We start from the raw sequence: 17,947 nt of genomic DNA, 5'->3' as shown, positions 1-17,947 counted from the left end.
ATCATTTTTCCTGTTCTTCGTCCGGCGGGTTGGCGCGAACGACATTCTGAATAAAATAACGGGGACGGGCGCGCACGTCGTTATAGATGCGGCCGATATACTCACCCAGCAGGCCCATCCCAACAAACTGCGCGCCGATAAAGATGAACAGCACGGCAAACAGGGTAAACACCCCTTCCGCCGCCCACTGTGGCCCAAGGGTTAGACGCATCAGGATCAGCAGTACGGCAAAGGCGAAGCCCAGCAGCGCAATGACGCTGCCAAAGATGCTCAGCGCCCTCAGCGGGGTCGTGGTCAGACAGGTCACCAGGTCGTACATCAGATTGATCAGCTTCATCAGCCCATACTTGGACTCACCGTGCTCGCGCTCGGCGTGCTTCACCGGGATCTCGATGGTGCGGCGGGCAAAGCTGTTGGCCAGTATGGGGATGAAGGTGCTGCGCTCATGGCAGTGCAGCATGGCCTTGATAATGCTGCTGCGGTAGGCGCGCAGCATGCAGCCGTAGTCGCTCATGCTCTTGCCGGTGGTGCGTTGGATCAGGCCATTGATCATGCGCGAGGCGCGCTTACGGAACCAGCTATCCTGACGGTTCTGGCGGATGGTGCCCACCACGTCATAGCCCTGATCGGCGGTCTCCACCAGACGCGGAATCTCCTCCGGCGGATTTTGCAGATCGGCATCCAGGGTGATCACCAGATCACCTTTAATGTGGCTGAATCCGGCCATAATCGCCGAGTGCTGGCCATAGTTACGGTTCAGCAACACCGCGACGACCCGGCTTCCCGGCCGCTGCGCCGCCTCGCGGAGGATCTCGGCCGATCTATCGCTGCTACCGTCGTCCACCAGGACGATCTCATACTGTTTTCCCATGGCATCGCAGGCGGCGATGGTTCTGCTCAACAGCTCCGGCAGGCTCTCCTGCTCGTTGTAAACCGGTATCACCACCGATACAAACTGGATGGTTTTAAAATCACTCATTGTCATATCCAACCGTTACTGCTCAATAATCTCTTTCAACGCGGCGATCACCCGATCGACGTCTGCCTCGGTCATATCCGGAAACAGCGGCAGGGAGCAGATACGCTGTGAGTTCCACTCCGTCTGCGCCAGCCGCAGCTGCGGGTAGGTCTCACGGTAATATTTTTGCGTGTGCGCGGCGCGGAAGTGCAGCCCGCTGCCGATATTGCGCTCTTTGAGCGCCTGCATCAGCCGATCGCGATCCACGCCGCAGCTGGCCTCATCGCAACGGATGATAAACAGGTGCCAGGCATGCTGATGCGGCCAGGCGGGCTCACTCAGAGGGATAAACGGCAGCCGGTGCTGCGCCAACTGCTGTAGATAATAGGCCGCCAGCCGGGCGCGCTGAGCGTTGAGATCAGGCAGTTTCGCCAGCTGTACCCGGGCAATCGCCGCATTGATATCGGCCAGGTTATACTTGTATCCCGGCGTCACCACCTCTGCCTGTGGCGCCCGGCCATGGGTCTGGCGATCGTAGGCATCCACGCCCAGGCCGTGAAACTTCAGGCTGCGCACCTGCTGCGCCAGGGCATCATCATCGGTCACTACCATACCGCCCTCGGCACAGGTGATATTTTTAATCGCATGGAACGAGAAAATGGCGGTGCCGCGCCGACCGATAGGCTCGCCGCGATAGACGGTGCCAATGGCATGGGCTGCGTCTTCGATCAGGGCAATACCGTGCCGCCGCGCCAGCGCGCGGATCGGGTCAAGATCGACGGGAGCGCCGGCGAAATGAACCGGAATAATCGCCTTGGTGCGCGGCGTTATCGCCTCGGCGATAGCCTCTGGCGTCACCATCAGCGTATCGCGATCGACATCGATCATCACGGGAGTCGCCCCCAGCAGCGTGATGATATTCAGGGTGGACACCCAGGTCATTGACGGGGTTATCACTTCATCCCCCGGCCCAATGCCCAGCGCCATCAGGGTAACGTGCATTCCCGCCGTCGCGGAGCAAACGGCGATAGCATGACGGGCGCCGGTAGCCAGGCAGAACTCTTGCTCCAACGCCTGATTCTGCGGACCGGTCGTGATCCAGCCGGAGCGCAGTACTTCACTGACTGCAGCAATCTCCTCCTCGCCGATGGCTGGCTTGGAGAATGGCAAAAAGTCCTTCATTAACACGTTCCCATATCAGTAATAGAAATGAAAAATGTGATCTCTATCCAATTTACAACAATCAAGGCGTTATTCCCTCGCAGGACGATAACCTAGATTGATTGAGCATAGCGTACTTTTCTTAAACCAAGATTAAGAAAAAAAGTTATAACCCGCGCCAACTTCAACGCTCCGACAACCGAACCATAATACCTATTACTATGCCGCTCAGAGGCGGTCTCCTCTCGGCAGCCGACGCTGCACACGGCCGCCATCAGCGGCATATACGAATAAAAAAAGGGATTATTATATTAACTTTAGCCCAACCTCGGCGTCATTCTCCCGATTCAGCACCAATATGCAAAAAATATTCTCCAATCAGTGAACTGACCTGTAATATTTTTACGGGAGCATTATCCAAGGTCTATCGCAGGTTATTTTATCACCAATTTCATGCTATTCAATAAAGATACATAAGCAATTATTGATATCCAATGAATAATCCCGCGGCGCTATTCATTGGACGCGGGATAATAGCCGGCTCATCCTCCCCTCACGCGCAGATATTCCCCTGAGGTATTATTAAGGTATTACACCCCTATCGCCTAACGCCATTCCATCACCGACGCCAGCGAATGGCGATGACTCTGCACTATAAAACGCATCCCTCCCGCTGGCGGCGATTTATATGACATAACACAGGGTACAACTGGTTATTTTATTTAATATATACCGTTAAAGAGCGTGGCCACGACAGAGAGGGATAAGCAATGAAGCGACTTGCCATAGCGGGCCTGATCGCCGGCGCCGCCTTTATGGCCGACGGCCATCCGGCGCAGACGGCAGACTTTGAGCTTATGCAGGCCATTCCACAGAATACCGAGGCGGTCTTTCAGCAGAGCGACATTCACGCCACGGCCACCGTCTGGCTACGCATGATACGACAGGCCAGACACTCGCTCGATATCGGCACCTTTTATATGGCCAATCAATCAGGTGAAGCCCTGGAGCCTATCGTTAATGCCATCAAGGATGCCGCCCGGCGCGGCGTCAAGGTCCGGATACTGACCGATGCCATGGCGCTCAGCGGCAGCAGCGATCCCGACCAGCTGTTTGCCGACGTCCCCCAGATAGCCATCCGCAAAATCGACTATCACAAGATCGGCGGCGGTGTGATGCATGCTAAATATATGATCGTGGATACTGAGAATATTGCGCTCAACAGCGCCAACTGGAGCTGGATCTCACTGAGCCAAATTCACAACGTTGGCGTTCGGATCCGTAACCAGCCGTTGGCAATGACCCTGCTGAGCGTATTTAATCTGGACTGGGCGCTTGCCGAAAATACCCATGGCCGAGTCAACCATGCCTTAACCAATAACACCGACAAACGCCGCTGGGTTACCGCGCAACGCCCCGCCCAGGTTCGCTATGGTGACGAAACGCTCTTAATTCACCCGGCCTTTAGTCCTGTCGATATACGCCCGCAGGGAACCGATAGCGAAATATCGCAGATGCTGGCGGCGATTAATAGCGCCAATCATATTATCCGGATGCAGGTCATGACCTTCTCAGGGTTCAAAAAATATGGTGCCGTTGGCTATTGGGGGGAGTTGTATGACGCCATCGCCAACGCGGCACAGCGGGGGGTACAGGTAAAAATTATTGTCGCAGACTGGAATAATACCGTACCGGCCATCAATTTTATGAAGGCGCTGCAGCTGATGGCCAATGTCACGGTCAAAATCAGCAGCATTCCCCCACTCCCATCACGCTATATTCCCTATTCTCGGGTAGAGCATGAAAAATATTTCGTCGTCGACGATGACCTCAGCTGGATCACCACCAGCAACTGGCAGTGGGGATATTTTTATAACACCCGCGATATCGCGCTGCTGATTAATGGACATCAGCCGGCCAAGATCCTCAGCGCGCTGTTTGAGGCCGACTGGCGCAGCCCCTATACCCAGACGCTGGAGATCGATAAAACCTATCATGCCCCTCACCATGGCTGAGGGGACTCCGCGACGGGGCTCGGCGTACGCAGCGGCGCAAACTGACGCATAGCCGCTACCTATAAACGCCAGAGCACCTCCCCGCGCAAAATAAGCGGCGCCTAAACGCACTCGCGTTTTCAGCAGAGCACGCTAAGTTACCTTCCCACGTCGTTATCATGGTGTATAACGCTAGTTTAAAATAATAGCCGGTGGCAATCACCAGCCCGCTCGTTATCATAAAATGGCAATGCGGAAGCGGAAACACCGCCTCAGATATCAACCACACAGTAGATTAAATGCGATAAAAGAATAAAAACCTTTTTCACCATTCGCATTATAGATATACTGCAGTTGCCTCCATCGATAAACGATAGACGTCACATAAATATAAATAGAAACAAATAATCCCGTTTATATACAAAATGGCGCTACTTTCCTTACTATTTACCCTCCTCACGGCTGGACGTTCGACGTCGTAGCGTGACAAAATATGCGCCGATTCTACCCACTTCCATTGAATTGCGGCATGTATCACCAGGCAGCATGGTCTTATTTTAGACCCGGCTTTTTTATGACGTTTTTTACGCCACCCTGTTCATATCGGTGTCTTAATAATGAATAATATAGATAAAATCTATAAACAATTACGCTGGCAAATCATCATCACCACATTTCTAACGTATACCGTGATGTATATTTCCCGAAAAGCATTTGCCGCAGCGGCGCCGCTGCTGATGCAGGATGTTGGCATGACCGCAGTACAATTCGGTACTGCCTCCTCCATTTATTATATTTTATATGGCATTTCGAAATTCAGCTCCGGGTTATTGGCGGATAGAATCAACCCGCGCCTTTTTCTGGCCCCGGTGCTGCTGGTCATCGCCGTGATCAACGTCGGCATCGGCATGTCCAATAACGTTACCGTGCTGCTATCGCTCTACTGCCTGACCGCCGTAGCCCAGGGCTGTGGCTTCCCCCCCATCGCCAAGGCCATCAGCCAGTGGTACTCTAAATCGGAGCGCGGCGGCTGGTATTCACTGTGGAATACCTCCCACAACGTTGGTGGAGCACTGGCGCCGCTCATCGCCTCCGGCGTTATTGAATATACCGGAAACTGGCGCTATGCCTTTTATGTTCCGGCCGCCATTACCGCCGTCCAGGCGATTATCTCTGCGATATTTATGCGCGCCAAGCCGGAAAAATATGGCCTGCCCAACGTGGGCGAATGGAAGAAAGACACCAAGCAGCTGGCCATCAATCAACGCTCTGAAGGCGGCCTCACCATGTGGGCCATGTTTACCCGCTACATCGTCAACAACCCGATTATCTGGATGGCCATCGGTGGGGATCTGTGCATTTACGTCATCCGCACCGTGACCAATGACTGGGTCAGCGTCTACTTCGTCAAAGAGCTAGGCTGGGATCTGGTAAAATCCAACTCGCTGGTCGCCTGGTTTGAAGTCGGTGGGATCCTCGGGGGACTGACCTCCGGCATCATTTCGGATCGGCTGTTTAACGCCGATCGCTGGAAAACCATCCTGATCTATACCTTCGTCCTGATCGCCGGCATGGTTGGCGTCGCGCTGACTATCCACGTCCACTATTACCTGGTCGCCATCTGCTTCTTTATCATCGGCGCGGGGATCTATGCCCCTCAAATGCTGTTTGCGCTGGGGATCATCGAGGCCTCCCACGCCGACGGCGCCGGGGCGGCAACCGGCCTGAAAGGCGGCGTGACCTACATTGGCGCCGCGATGGCTGGAGCGCCTATCGCGCTGATCGAGAAAGCCTACTCTTGGAATGGCGTCTTTATCCTGCTGGCGGCCATCGCCATTCTTCTGGTGCTGCTGACCATTGGCATCATTGGGGTCGATAAACGCTATAACAGTAAAAAGGCTGCGACCCGGTAACGTGGCGATATCCTTACCCTGTCAATGCAAAAGCCAGCGTTTCCGCTGGCTTTTGCGTTCCCCTGCTCTGCCGACGTCAACACTCTGGCCCTTAAATGCGGCTGTATAGACCATGGCTACTGCAGTAAACGTACCGTTGCAGCGCTGATGCCGCCAGCATAGCGATATGGCGCATGTCCGCCCGCTCGTTTTGTGCCATCAGCTCGGTGCGGAAGATATTCAACGGCGCGTAAACCTCCGTAACGGCCATACGCGTCAGCGCATGAAACCGCGCTACTCTGTCTGCGCCGATAGGCTGACATCGATCTCCCCTCCGGCAACGCCTCACCGTAGCCCGACCGATAAGCCATCGCACGCACGCGTGATGTCAGCATCTGTTCCTGTCGCACGTCAGGAACAATATTGTGCCCCTTAAGCAAGCGGTACACCTGAGCCAACATGTGCGCAGTACGCGCTTCTGTCCGACTTCCATCGTCGTTAATGATTGCTCCGTTATTCACGCTTCTGACCCTGGTGATTGCGTATTGGCTAAAACGCACGTCGTAAGAGGGCGGTTTGCGCAGTGGAAAGGGAGGCTGAGGATCTGATCGGTCCCAAAGGATCCTGCTGAACGGCCGTCTTCAGGCGAATTTGCGCGATGAACCACACACATTCGCCCGTCGGATCATCAGACACCGGCAAATAATGGGGATAAATTTATTCCGGCGTGAGAGATCATACAGATATCGGCGGCGAGTGGTATCCCGCCCGCACACATCCCCACCTCAGCTACCGGCGAGCTGGCGGGCGCGGAAGGCGCTGGGTGAGCAGCCCGCCAGGCGGTTAAAGAAACGAGTGAAGTAGGCCGGATCCTTAAAGCCCAATAGATAGGCTATCTGGTGCACCGAACGGTCGCTAAATAACAGCAGACGCTTCGCCTCGCGTAACTGGCGCTCGAAGATCAGCCGCTTCGGCGAGCGGTTAGCAAAGCGGCGACACATATCTGCCAGACGTGACTCCGTGATCCCCAGCTCGCGCGCATACTCGGCTACCGGCAGATGCTCGGGATAACGCATGTCGATCAGCTGGTTGAAGCGACGAAAACGCTGGATCTCCCCACGCATGGCGCACAGGGTACGTTCACCGAACGGCACATTGCGCAGCAGCAGCGTAGAGACCGCCTGCGCTAGCAACGCCAAGGTATGCTCATAGCCGGGTAACTGCGCCGTCGCCTCGCGTTGGATCAACGCCCAATAATGATTAAGGCACTCCAGCTCCTGGGATTTATCCGCCAGCGACAGGCAGACACCGGGGATATTGAGCAGTGCCTCACGCCCGCCCTGATAGGGGTAGAGGCTCTCTAGCAGCGGCCAGATCAACTCTTGATGCACCGTCAGCACATGCCCCTCGCTGTCCGCCCCGGTATGGAAGGCATGTGGCGTTGAGGGGGGCGTCAGCACGAACAGCGGCGCCTGTAGCGAATAGTGCTGATCGTCGAGCAGCAGTTCGATCTGTCCGGTGTTCAGCACATGCATTTGGAAGAAATGATCGTGGCGATGGACATGCATATCGCGACCAAAGAATGCTGCCAGACGAGAGAACGATTGATAATAGACGCCTTCCGCCCCCTGTGCTTCGTGATAATCGTGGGCCAGATCGAGATTGGCGACAACCGGTTCATTCATCGTGATAACCCTCCAGGCAAGAACAAACGGGCCCGACTCGACCCGTGATACTTAGGGCGTAGCGCGAGGACGTGAAGCCTGCATCGGGATCCACCACACCAGAAGGGCACCAACGACCAACAACCCAGCGACAAAGTAGAGACCAGAGTTGAAGCTCCCCGTCTGATCCTTCAGCCAACCGATCAACAGTGGACTGATACCGGAACCGATATTGCCCACGGCGTTGATCACGGCGATCCCCACCGCCCGCGCGCGCAGACTGATCGACTGATCCGGCGTGGTCCAGAAGATGGCCATCGCCGTGAACGAGCCCACGGAGGCCATGATGATGCCGATCAGCTGCAACAGGCTATGCTGGGTCGCCGAAGCCAACAGCCAGCCGACGGCGGCGAACAGGTAAGGCAGGCAGGTGTGCAGCTTACGTTCTTGGAGACGATCGGAACGGCGGCTCCACCACACCATGCCGGCGATGGTACAGACCTGGGGGATGGCAGCCAACAGGCCGATGACAATGTTACTGCTGCCCTGATTGAAGCTCTGCAGGATCTGCGGCGTCCAGATGTTAACCGCACTCAGGGTGTTGGTCAGGCAAAAGTAAGCTAAGGTATACATGACCACCACCGGGGTGAAGATCTCACGCCACAGGCTGCGCCGTTGCAATGCACGGTGACTCATCCCCCCTTCCGGCTGCACCAGCTCCAGCTTATCCTCCTCCATCATCGCTTGCAGAGTCTGCTTATCGCTCGTCGTCAACCACTTGGCCTTAGCCGGCGTATCATCCAAATAGAACCAGACGACGACCCCCAGCAACACCGAGGGAAATCCCTCCAACAGGAATAACCATTGCCACCCCTTCAGGTCCAAGATGCCATCCAGCGCCATGATATAGCCGGACGCCGCCGAGCCTAGTGCCATGGTGACGGGCATCGCCACCATAAATAGCGCGTTGGCCCGAGCGCGAAAATAGGCGGGGAACCAATAAGTAAGATAGACCAGCACCCCGGGCAGGAAGCCCGCCTCAGCAATACCGACGATCATTCGCAACACATACAGACTCGTGGGACCGGTCGCAAACATGGTCGCTGTCGAGGCGATGCCCCAACAGACCATGATAGTAGCGATCCAGCGCCGCGCCCCGACGATCCCCAGCATGATATTGCTGGGAATACCGAAAATGACATAAGTGGCATAGAACAGCGTCGTCGCCAGACCAAACATGGTCGCGCTCAACCCGAGATCCCGCCCCATGGTGAGGCCAGCGAAACCGATGTTAATACGATCGAGAAAGGAGGCGACAAACAGCACGAACAGGAACACGATCAGGCGGCGGAATAGCTTATTAATGACAGCCTGTTGTTGTGCATTGAGTTGCTTATGACGCTCGGCGGGATTAGCCGAACTATTCCCTATGGTCGGTGACTCGCTCATCATGCTTCCCTCAAGTGATTGCCCATTATGGTCGGTATTGCGCCGTGGCTCAGTACACACCCTGCGCCGTCTGTGGAGCGATGGTGCCGAAGCGGGCGGCTAACGCCTCGGCGGCACGCGCTAAAAGTGTGGTATCGACCCCCACCGCCACAAATAACGCCCCGAGTTCCAGGTAACGTTGCGCCATCTCCGGCTGCGCCATCAAAATGCCGGGGGCCTTACCCGCCGCCTTGATTTGGGCGATCGCTTGCTCGATCGCCGCCTGAACGGTTGGATGCGTCGGCTGGCCGGCCAAGCCCATATCGGCGCTCAGATCCGCCGGGCCGATGAACACGCCGTCCACCCCCTCCACCGCGAGGATCTGCGGTAGATTACCCAGCGCCGTGCGGGTCTCGACCTGTATCAACACGCATACCTCATCGTCGGCGCGTTGCAGATAGTCGTCGATCCGGTTCCAGCGTGAGGCTCGCGCCAGGGCACTCCCCACCCCACGGATCCCCTGAGGCGGATAACGCGTAGCGCGTACCGCCGCCTGCGCCTGCGCCGCGTCTTGTACCATCGGGATCAACACGCTCTGTGCGCCGATGTCTAGCAACTGTTTAATCTGCACGGCATCGTTCCAGGCGCTACGTACAACCGGATGGCTGGGGTAAGGGGCAATGGCTTGCAGCTGCCCGAGGATAGTCTGGACATTATTCGGCGCATGTTCGCCGTCGATCAGGAGCCAATCGAAACCACTCCCCGCTAACAGTTCGGCGCTATAAGGGCTACACAGACCCAGCCAGAGGCCAATCTGCGCGCGCCCATCCCGTAGTGCCTGTTTAAAGGTGTTATGTAATACGGCGTGGTTCATTTTCTCTCCTTAGACAAACCGACAACTGATGGTGCCCAGCGGGCCATAGTCGACATGGAAGGTATCCCCCTGACGTGCCGCCACCGGGCGGGTAAAGGAGCCGGCCAGAATGATCTGCCCCGCCTCCAGCTGCACCTGGTAAGGGGCGAGTTTATTCGCCAACCAGGCCACGCCATTGGCCGGATGATTCAACACGGCGGCGGCGACACCGGACTCCTCGATCACCCCGTTGCGATACAGCAACGCACTGATCCAACGCAGATCTAAGGCCTCTGGCTTGATGGGACGCCCGCCCAAGATCACCCCGGCGTTCGCGGCATTGTCCGCGATGGTGTCGAATACCTTGCGCGGCCGACCACTCTGGGGATCGACGTTATGGCTGCGCGCGTCGATCAACTCCAAGGCAGGGATGATGTAATCCGTGGCGTTATATACGTCGAACAGGGTACAGTTCGGGCCACGTAACGGCTTCGCCAGAATAAAGGCCAACTCGACCTCGATACGGGGCACGATGAAGCGATCCGTCGAGATCTCTCCCCCGTCGGCAAACAGCATGTCGTCGAGTAACGCGCCATAATCCGGCTCCGTAATCTGCGAGCTGATCTGCATCGCTCGCGACGTTAGGCCAATCTTATGGCCCACCAAACGGCGCCCGGCGGCAATCTTCTGTGCCACCCAGGCACGTTGGATAGCGTAAGCATCCTCAAGGGTGATCTGTGGATACTCCAAGGAGAGCGCCCGGATCTGTACACGGCTCTGTTCCGCCTGCTCCAGGCGACGAGCGAGGCTCTCAATGAGCGAGTGAGCTAACATCAATTCGTTCCCTTATCGTCAAGTCCACCGAAGCAGAGGTACTTCACTTCGAGATAATCCTCGATACCATAGCGTGACCCTTCACGCCCTAATCCGGACTGCTTGATGCCGCCAAACGGCGCCAACTCATTGGAGATCAGCCCTTCATTAATGCCGACCATGCCGCACTCCAACGCCTCCGCCACCCGGTAGATCCGACCGATGTCGCGCGCATAGAAGTAGGCTGCCAGCCCCGATTCGGTCTGATTGGCCAAGCGAATGGCCCCCTGCTCATCGTGAAATTTGATCAGCGGAGCGACGGGGCCGAAAGCCTCCTCATGGGTGATACGCATCGACTCATCGACGTCGCACAGAATGGTCGGCTGGAAGAACAGACCGCCCAAGGGATGCGGCGCGCCGCCGCTCACCAGGGTTGCTCCCCGCGCCAGAGCGTCGTCGATCAACGCCTGGACTTTATCCAGCGCCGCCTGATTGATCAGCGGCCCCTGCTGCGCGCGGGGATCGCTGGCTGGCCCGACCCGCAGCGTCGCGACCACCTCGGCGAAACGGGCGACGAAGCGTTCATAGATCCCGGCCTGTACCAGGATGCGGTTGGCACAGATGCAGGTCTGACCGCTGTTACGAAACTTCGCCGCCAGAGCCCCCTGAACCGCGGCCTCCAGATCGGCGTCGTCGAATACGATAAAGGGGGCATTGCCGCCCAGCTCCAGAGAGAGTTTCTTCACCGTCGCCGCGCTTTGCGCCATCAGCAGCTTGCCGATGCGGGTCGAGCCGGTAAACGACAGCTTGCGCACCAGTGGGCTCTGGGTCATACAGGTGCCGATGGCCGCCGCATCCAGCCCCGGCACGATATTCAACACCCCCGCCGGCAGTCCCGCCGCCTCCGCCAACGCCGCCAGTGCCAGCGCCGACAGCGGCGTCTCCGGCGCTGGCTTTAGCACCACACAGCAACCGGCGGCCAGCGCCGGTGCAACCTTGCGGGTGATCATGGCGTTAGGAAAATTCCATGGCGTGATCGCCGCAACCACACCGATCGGCTGCTTGATGGTACTGATACGCTGACCAGGAAGCGGACTGGGGATCGTCTCCCCATAAGTGCGCTTCCCCTCCTCGGCAAACCACTCGATAAAGCTGGCACCATAGGCGATCTCCGCCAACGCCTCGGCGTGCGGCTTACCTTGCTCCCGGCTGAGTAACTGCGCCAGCGCCTGGCGATGCTCCCCGATCAGATCGTACCAGCGCCGCAGGATTAACCCTCGCTGCTTGGCTGTCTGGGCGCGCCAGGCGGGAAGCGCCCGTTGAGCGGCACGGATCGCCTGTTGGCAAGCCTCTGCGCCCATATCGCTGACGCGTGCAATGCACGCACCACTGGCCGGATCGGTTACCGCAAAGGTGGCACCGTCGGCGGCATCGAGCCAGTGGCCATCGATGTAGGCCTGGTGGCGCAACAGCACCACGGGTTTACTTCTCATGATTTCTCTCTCCGGGTAACAAGCAGTACGGATGACGCAGGACGCGTTGCACGGCCAGCCGCTGACTTAACCAGCTCAGCGCAGCGCACAGCGCCATCAGCAATGTCATGGTGAACGGGGTATCATCCTGTAGGGCTGACAGCAGCAGGCTGGCGCCAGCCCCCAACGCGAACTGGCACGAAACCGCCAAGGCCGTCGCACTGCCCGCCTGCTCCGCGCGCGGTAACAATAGTTGCGACAGACTATTAGCGCCGATAGCATTCACCAGCGATATATACAGCATCACCAAGGGCGCGATCAGCGCCACCCCCTGGCGGTAGCTGGCCAGCAGTAGCAGGCCGAAGATCACCTGAGCACCACTCTGCCAAGACAGCAGGCGTGCCAGGCTGTAGTGACGCAGTAGGCGCACGTTGAGCAGCAGCAACAGGATCATCCCCAGCACATTGCCCGCGAACAGCAGACCATAGGCGTGGGGAGACAGTTGGAAATAGCGGATATAGACGAACGGTGAGGCGCTGATAAAGGCGAACATCCCGGCAAAGGAGAACGACAACGTGCCGATGGTCGCCATCGCCCGACCATCGCGCAGCAGCTGGCCATAGTGATAAAACGCTACCCACAGGCCGCCCGACGTGGACGACGCGCTCGTGGGCAATGTCTCCGGCAGTAGCCGCCACACCAACAGCCCGCTGAGGCAGCCACAGAGCGTGAGTAACCCAAAGATGGCCTGCCAGTCGAACCGGGTCAGCAACGCGCTGCCCAGCAGCGGCGCCACTAAAGGCGCCGCCATAGTCACCAGCGTCATCAACGACAACACCCGCGGTAAGACCTGAGCGCGATAGACATCACGAGCGATCGCCCGAGCCATCACCAGCGCGGCGCCGCTCCCGAACGCTTGCAGGACGCGCAATGCCACCAGTTGCCATACGTTACTCACCTGAGTACAGAGCAGACTCGCGCAGGCGAATAGCAACAAACCGCTCAGTAACAACCGGCGCCGACCGAGACGATCGCTCAACGGTCCATAAAGCAGCATCCCGATACACAGACCGAGAAAAAACGCGCTCAGCGTCAGCTGCATCTGCCCGGTCGTCGCCTGTAGGCGTTGCGCCATGGCGGGCAAGGCCGGCAGATACATGTCGATAGACAGGGGGCCGAACGCCACCAGCGACCCCAGCAGCGGGATCAGCCAGCGGGGTGGACGCTGAACGAAGGCCGAGCTCATGCTACGCATGCCTACGATCTCGCCACATCCGCAAACAACGCGTGTACGTTGTTTTGCTTGTAACTCAACTCTGCTGGCAACACCTCAATCACCAACGAAAGGGCCAGATAACGCTGCGCCATCAGGGGGGCGAAGTGCTGCTGGATCAAGGCGAAGAGTTGCTCTCCCACCTGCTGTTGGCACGCCAAGCTGCGTCCGGCGCCGATCTTCAACGTCATATGCACGAAGGCATAATCGTGGCGCCCATCGGCCATCTGCCAGGTATCCAGCCAGATGGCGCGGCTACGGATCCCCGCCAGGGGGAAGAGTCCGGTTCCAAAGAGAAATGCATTGACCTGGGCAAACAGCGCCGGCAGATCGGCCTCGCGACGAATATTGTCGCTACACTCAGCGTAGAAATGGGGCATATCGACTCCTCGCGGATTAGGCAGCCACCGCCGGCAACGGGAATACCGCATTCACCTGGCCGGTACCTGAACTGGCGAATAACTCGGTGACGAACTCGACCTGTCCGTCATACCGATCCCAGCCTAATAGGCCAAGCAACATCACCGTGTCATGCATGTTGCCCTCGCCGAAACAGTAGTGGGCATACTCCGGCAACATGGCGCAAAACTCGTCGAAACGCCCCTCCTTCCATAATTTGACCACCCGTTCATCCATCTGACGATCGAACTCACGGGTATAACTGTGCATTCCTTGTTCGGCCCGTTGATCATCAATAAAACGGTGTGATAACGAACCGCTCGCCAGCACCGCTACCTTACCGGCGTACTGTTCGATGGCCTTGGCGATCGCCTCGCCCATCTTGCGACTGTCGGCGAAGTCATGGACGGTACAAAAGGCGGAAATGGAGATCACCTTAAAGTGACGATCGGCATTCATATAGCGCATCGGCACCAGCGTGCCGTACTCCAGCGCCAGGCTGGCGATATTGTGGGCCTGGGCACGAACGCCGAGACGGCACGCCTCGTCGGCAATCAGTTGGCCCAGTTCGGGGTTACCGTCATACTCATAGGGCATATCGCGAATAAAATGCGGCAGCTCATGGCTGGTATAGACCCCAGAGAAGTGGGCGCTACAGTTGATATGGTAGGCGCTGTTGACCAGCCAGTGAGTATCGAACACGATGATGGTGTCGACGCCCAACTCGCGGCAACGGCGGCCGATCTCTTTATGCCCCTCAATCGCCGCCTGACGGCACCCCTGGTGTTTTCCCGGCAGTTCCGACAGGTACATTGACGGCACGTGGGTGATCTTGGCGGCTAACGCTAACTGTCCCATATGATTTCTCCTGAAAGTACGGTGCGTGCGTAGTTGTGATGGAACGCATTGCTCCCGGTTGATGAAGGACGCCGCCCGCTACGCCCCTCCCCCAGACAACACACCCGTCGGCGATCGAGCAACGCCAGCAACGCCCCGCATCGACCGACAACGACGTCACCTCTCATACTCCCCAACGCGGAATCGAATGATCCCCGAGTGAGAGACAGACGTTCTTCATTTCGGCGAACACCTCGAAGCTGTACTCCCCACCTTCACGCCCAGTACCGGAGGCCTTTACCCCGCCGAAAGGTTGGCGTAGATCGCGCACATTCTGGGTATTGATGAACACCATGCCCGCCTCGATGCTGCGTGCTAGGCGATGAGCCTTGCCGATATCCTGGGTCCAGATGTAAGAGGCCAGGCCATACTCGACAGCGTTGGCCAGACGCAATCCCTCCGCCTCGTCTTTAAACGGCAGCAGGCAAGCTACCGGGCCGAAGATCTCCTCCTGAGCGACTCGCATGCGATTGTCGACGTCGGCCAACACCGTCGGGCGCAAGAAGTTGCCCTGACGCAGATGCGCGGGTAAATCACTGGGCTTCTCCGGTCCCCCGGCCAACAACGTGGCCCCCTCTTCGATGCCAAGACGGATATAACCGGAGACCTTCTCCCAGTGCTGGCGACTGATCAGTGCGCCGACCTGTGTCTGCGGATCTTGTGGATCTCCGACCCGCAAGCGGTTGGCACGCTCGGCGAAACGCCGAACGAACTCCGGGTAGATCTGCTGCTGGATGAAGATGCGTGAACCCGCGGTGCAACGCTCACCGTTAATGGAGAAGATGGTGAATAACGCGGCATCCAGCGCACGCTCGATATCGGCGTCAGCAAAGATCAACACCGGTGACTTTCCCCCCAGCTCCATGGAGTACTTCTTCAGGCCCGCACTCCTCATGATGGCGCGCCCGGTGGCGGTACCGCCGGTGAAGGAGATGGCGCGCACATCGGGATGACGCACCAGGGCATCGCCCGCCGTAGCGCCATACCCCTGAACCACATTCAAGACGCCGGCAGGAATACCCGCCTCCAGCGCCAACGCCCCGAGACGATCGGCACTCAACGGTGACAACTCAGACATCTTCAATACCGCGGTATTACCCAATGCCAGACAGGGCGCGACCTTCCAGGTCGCCGTCATAAACGGCACGTTCCATGGCGACACCAACGCGCACACGCCGACCGGCTGAACCAAGGTGTAATTCAGCATCTGGTCGTCGACGGGATAGGTTCGGCCATTCATCTGCTGACAGATCTCGGCGAAGAAATCGAAGTTATGCGAGGCGCGTGGGATCAAGACGTTTTTGGTCTGCTGGATCGGTAAACCCGTATCGCGCGTCTCCAGCTCGGCGATCGCCGCTACCTCTTGATCGATCAATGATCCGAGACGCCGCATCAGACGGGCACGCTGCTTCATCGGCAGATTGGCCCATTTGGGGAAGGCCTGTTTAGCGGCGGCGACAGCCTGCGCAATCTCGGTCTGATCACCCGCGGCCACTTCCGCCAAGACGTCGCCCGTCGCCGGATCGAGGGTCGTGAAGTAATCCTGCCCAGCGACATTCTTACCGTTAATCCAATGGTTAATACGTTTCATCCTGCGATCTCCTTGTACTCGGCCTCACTGACGATACGGTTACTCAAGCGCGCAACGCCCTCCACCTCGACCACCACCTCGTCACCGGGCCGGACATCGGCCAATCCCTTCGGCGTACCCGTGGCGATCATGTCACCGGGTTGCAGGGTGATAAATTCACTCAGGTAAGCGATCAGGTAAGGAATGGAGAAAATCATGTTGCCCGTGTTGCCACGTTGACGCAGCTCACCGTTAACCCAGGTGCTGAGCGTCAGGTTATGAGGATCGGGCACCGCCTCGCGCGCCACGATCCAAGGGCCGATCGGCGTCAAGGTATCGCGACTCTTCACGCGTAGATTCGGGCGATAGTAGTTCTCGAGATAATCGCGTACGGCGTAGTCGTTACACACGGTGTAACCCGCGACATACTCCATCGCCTGTGCCGCTGAAACGCGGCACGCGCGTCGGCCGATCACCACCACCAACTCCGCCTCATAGTGCATGTAGTCCAGATTATCTGGTCGTACAGACACCTGGTTATGACCGGTCAACGTATTCGCCGCCTTGATGAATACCAGCGGTTCCTCCGGTGCCTGGAATGCCAGTTCGCTAGCATGGTCGGCATAGTTAAGCCCTAATGCGAATAACGTGCCGCCGGTCACGGGCGGCAGCCACTGCACCAGCTCGGCGGCGAGGGTGGTCCCGTCCGCCAACACCACGCGCTGCTGTTGGTCCACGCGGACTGACAAAATCTCGCCTTGATACTGAATACGCGCCTGCCTCATACCCCATCTCCCTGTGTGACCACGAGATTCTCCAACGTGGGAAAGCCGGTTGCCCGTACGCTGACGCGATCGCCGGGTTTAATGGTCACCCGCTGTTGGGGCGTACCAAGTAGGATCACATCGCCGGGTTGCAGCGTGGCGAAGTCACTCAATGCACTCAGCAACTGCGGCGCGGAACGCAGCAGATCGGCCGTAGACCAACGGTCAACCTCAACACCATTGATTGCAGTAACGATCGTCAACGTCGCTATTTGCTCGGCAGACAGTACCACCCGGTCACCCAGCGGACAGAAACCATCACGGCACTTAGCCTTGATGGCGGGCCGATAGAAGCTGGATTCCGGCAAGCTGACCTCATTGGCGAGGGCAAAGCCGGCGATAAATTCCGCCGCCTGCTGCACACTGACCTTATGTGCTCGCTGTCCCACCACCAGCGCCAACGTAGCGCCGCTTAACACCTGTTCACCGGCAGGATGTGGGATCGCCGCGCCACTGGGGATGACCGTGTTACGAGGTTTAATAAACCACACCGGCGTCTTAGGTGGCTCCTGATAGGGGGGCGAGTGAAACTGTGCATCCCAGGCAGCCAGTTGACTGCGATGGTTCAGGGCGACAGCAAAGACGGTGCCTTCCATTCCTCTCTCCTTTAGCTTGCACATAACGGGGCGTGACAGGCTTATTGTTAACATATTAATGAAATCCTTTTACACGCTGTACGCGTTTTAAACAACCGCCACGCGCAAAACTGTGATCTCGATAACATTGTATTTACATTTTATTAAATTAAT

15 protein-coding genes are annotated in these 17,947 nt (G+C 57.7%); 2 read left to right on the top strand and 13 right to left on the bottom strand.

Going from position 1 to position 17,947, the window contains the following annotated elements:
- Position 1 precedes the first annotated feature (1 nt).
- Positions 2-979 carry an undecaprenyl-phosphate 4-deoxy-4-formamido-L-arabinose transferase gene (gene arnC, locus ETEE_RS14820; protein ID WP_034164351.1) on the bottom strand — a complete coding sequence of 326 codons (978 nt, stop codon included), beginning with the start codon at positions 977-979 and terminating at the stop codon, positions 2-4.
- A 15-nt stretch (positions 980-994) separates the two neighbouring features.
- Entirely contained in the window at positions 995-2,140 is a 1,146-nt protein-coding gene (arnB, locus tag ETEE_RS14815; RefSeq protein ID WP_034164352.1) for a UDP-4-amino-4-deoxy-L-arabinose aminotransferase, read from the bottom strand.
- A 749-nt stretch (positions 2,141-2,889) separates the two neighbouring features.
- Here arnB and ETEE_RS14810 point away from each other — a divergent pair.
- Both ETEE_RS14810 and ETEE_RS14805 read left to right on the top strand, forming a co-directional pair.
- Entirely contained in the window at positions 2,890-4,134 is a 1,245-nt protein-coding gene (locus ETEE_RS14810) for a phospholipase D-like domain-containing protein (RefSeq protein WP_174434939.1), read from the top strand.
- A 596-nt stretch (positions 4,135-4,730) separates the two neighbouring features.
- A complete protein-coding gene (locus ETEE_RS14805; protein WP_034164353.1) occupies positions 4,731-6,026 on the top strand; it encodes an MFS transporter in 1,296 nt (431 codons plus the stop codon).
- Positions 6,027-6,790: 764 nt separating this feature from the next.
- Here ETEE_RS14805 and hpaA read toward each other — a convergent pair.
- From hpaA to ETEE_RS14750, 11 genes are all read right to left on the bottom strand, one after another.
- Positions 6,791-7,690, bottom strand: coding sequence for a 4-hydroxyphenylacetate catabolism regulatory protein HpaA (gene hpaA / locus ETEE_RS14800; protein WP_034164354.1), 900 nt, complete (start codon positions 7,688-7,690; stop codon positions 6,791-6,793).
- Positions 7,691-7,741: 51 nt separating this feature from the next.
- A complete protein-coding gene (hpaX, locus tag ETEE_RS14795) occupies positions 7,742-9,118 on the bottom strand; it encodes a 4-hydroxyphenylacetate permease (RefSeq protein ID WP_034164355.1) in 1,377 nt (458 codons plus the stop codon).
- 49 nt (positions 9,119-9,167) lie between these two features.
- Complete coding sequence (gene hpaI, locus ETEE_RS14790) at positions 9,168-9,971, bottom strand: 4-hydroxy-2-oxoheptanedioate aldolase (RefSeq protein ID WP_034164356.1); 804 nt, start codon at positions 9,969-9,971, stop codon at positions 9,168-9,170.
- A 9-nt stretch (positions 9,972-9,980) separates the two neighbouring features.
- On the bottom strand, positions 9,981-10,784 hold the full coding sequence (gene hpaH / locus ETEE_RS14785; RefSeq protein ID WP_034164357.1) for a 2-oxo-hept-4-ene-1,7-dioate hydratase: 804 nt from the start codon (positions 10,782-10,784) through the stop codon (positions 9,981-9,983).
- Positions 10,784-12,256, bottom strand: a complete 1,473-nt coding sequence (locus ETEE_RS14780) for an NAD-dependent succinate-semialdehyde dehydrogenase (RefSeq protein ID WP_034164358.1) — start codon at positions 12,254-12,256, stop codon at positions 10,784-10,786. The genes hpaH and ETEE_RS14780 overlap by 1 nt, the downstream gene beginning before the upstream one ends.
- Entirely contained in the window at positions 12,246-13,481 is a 1,236-nt protein-coding gene (locus ETEE_RS14775) for a multidrug effflux MFS transporter (RefSeq protein ID WP_081854063.1), read from the bottom strand. The genes ETEE_RS14780 and ETEE_RS14775 overlap by 11 nt, the downstream gene beginning before the upstream one ends.
- 11 nt (positions 13,482-13,492) lie before the next feature.
- Positions 13,493-13,888 (bottom strand): 5-carboxymethyl-2-hydroxymuconate Delta-isomerase, encoded by a 396-nt coding sequence (locus tag ETEE_RS14770; protein ID WP_034164359.1) that lies wholly within the window; start codon positions 13,886-13,888, stop codon positions 13,493-13,495.
- A gap of 16 nt (positions 13,889-13,904) precedes the next feature.
- Positions 13,905-14,765, bottom strand: a complete 861-nt coding sequence (gene hpaD, locus ETEE_RS14765; RefSeq protein WP_005286776.1) for a 3,4-dihydroxyphenylacetate 2,3-dioxygenase — start codon at positions 14,763-14,765, stop codon at positions 13,905-13,907.
- Between the two features lie 163 nt (positions 14,766-14,928).
- Positions 14,929-16,395, bottom strand: coding sequence for a 5-carboxymethyl-2-hydroxymuconate semialdehyde dehydrogenase (gene hpaE, locus ETEE_RS14760; protein WP_034164360.1), 1,467 nt, complete (start codon positions 16,393-16,395; stop codon positions 14,929-14,931).
- Positions 16,392-17,159, bottom strand: a complete 768-nt coding sequence (locus ETEE_RS14755) for a fumarylacetoacetate hydrolase family protein (protein WP_034164361.1) — start codon at positions 17,157-17,159, stop codon at positions 16,392-16,394. Before ETEE_RS14755 ends, hpaE begins: the two co-directional genes overlap by 4 nt.
- Positions 17,156-17,794 (bottom strand): fumarylacetoacetate hydrolase family protein, encoded by a 639-nt coding sequence (locus tag ETEE_RS14750; protein ID WP_034164362.1) that lies wholly within the window; start codon positions 17,792-17,794, stop codon positions 17,156-17,158. Before ETEE_RS14750 ends, ETEE_RS14755 begins: the two co-directional genes overlap by 4 nt.
- Between the last annotated feature and the right edge of the window lie 153 nt (positions 17,795-17,947).

The sequence above is a fragment of the Edwardsiella anguillarum ET080813 genome (assembly GCF_000264765.2).
Taxonomy (GTDB): domain Bacteria; phylum Pseudomonadota; class Gammaproteobacteria; order Enterobacterales; family Enterobacteriaceae; genus Edwardsiella; species Edwardsiella anguillarum.
The sequence above is the reverse complement of the archived record's forward strand: the minus strand, read 5'-3'. Positions and strand labels throughout refer to the sequence as shown.

What these genes read in the sequence shown, in the direction of transcription:
- arnC (WP_034164351.1), bottom strand. Translation starts at nt 979, where the DNA reads ATGAGTGATTTTAAAACCATCCAGTTTGTATCGGTGGTGATACCGGTT.
- arnB (WP_034164352.1), bottom strand. Translation starts at nt 2,140, where the DNA reads ATGAAGGACTTTTTGCCATTCTCCAAGCCAGCCATCGGCGAGGAGGAG.
- ETEE_RS14810 (WP_174434939.1), top strand. Translation starts at nt 2,890, where the DNA reads ATGAAGCGACTTGCCATAGCGGGCCTGATCGCCGGCGCCGCCTTTATG.
- ETEE_RS14805 (WP_034164353.1), top strand. Translation starts at nt 4,731, where the DNA reads ATGAATAATATAGATAAAATCTATAAACAATTACGCTGGCAAATCATC.
- hpaA (WP_034164354.1), bottom strand. Translation starts at nt 7,690, where the DNA reads ATGAATGAACCGGTTGTCGCCAATCTCGATCTGGCCCACGATTATCAC.
- hpaX (WP_034164355.1), bottom strand. Translation starts at nt 9,118, where the DNA reads ATGAGCGAGTCACCGACCATAGGGAATAGTTCGGCTAATCCCGCCGAG.
- hpaI (WP_034164356.1), bottom strand. Translation starts at nt 9,971, where the DNA reads ATGAACCACGCCGTATTACATAACACCTTTAAACAGGCACTACGGGAT.
- hpaH (WP_034164357.1), bottom strand. Translation starts at nt 10,784, where the DNA reads ATGTTAGCTCACTCGCTCATTGAGAGCCTCGCTCGTCGCCTGGAGCAG.
- ETEE_RS14780 (WP_034164358.1), bottom strand. Translation starts at nt 12,256, where the DNA reads ATGAGAAGTAAACCCGTGGTGCTGTTGCGCCACCAGGCCTACATCGAT.
- ETEE_RS14775 (WP_081854063.1), bottom strand. Translation starts at nt 13,481, where the DNA reads ATGAGCTCGGCCTTCGTTCAGCGTCCACCCCGCTGGCTGATCCCGCTG.
- ETEE_RS14770 (WP_034164359.1), bottom strand. Translation starts at nt 13,888, where the DNA reads ATGCCCCATTTCTACGCTGAGTGTAGCGACAATATTCGTCGCGAGGCC.
- hpaD (WP_005286776.1), bottom strand. Translation starts at nt 14,765, where the DNA reads ATGGGACAGTTAGCGTTAGCCGCCAAGATCACCCACGTGCCGTCAATG.
- hpaE (WP_034164360.1), bottom strand. Translation starts at nt 16,395, where the DNA reads ATGAAACGTATTAACCATTGGATTAACGGTAAGAATGTCGCTGGGCAG.
- ETEE_RS14755 (WP_034164361.1), bottom strand. Translation starts at nt 17,159, where the DNA reads ATGAGGCAGGCGCGTATTCAGTATCAAGGCGAGATTTTGTCAGTCCGC.
- ETEE_RS14750 (WP_034164362.1), bottom strand. Translation starts at nt 17,794, where the DNA reads ATGGAAGGCACCGTCTTTGCTGTCGCCCTGAACCATCGCAGTCAACTG.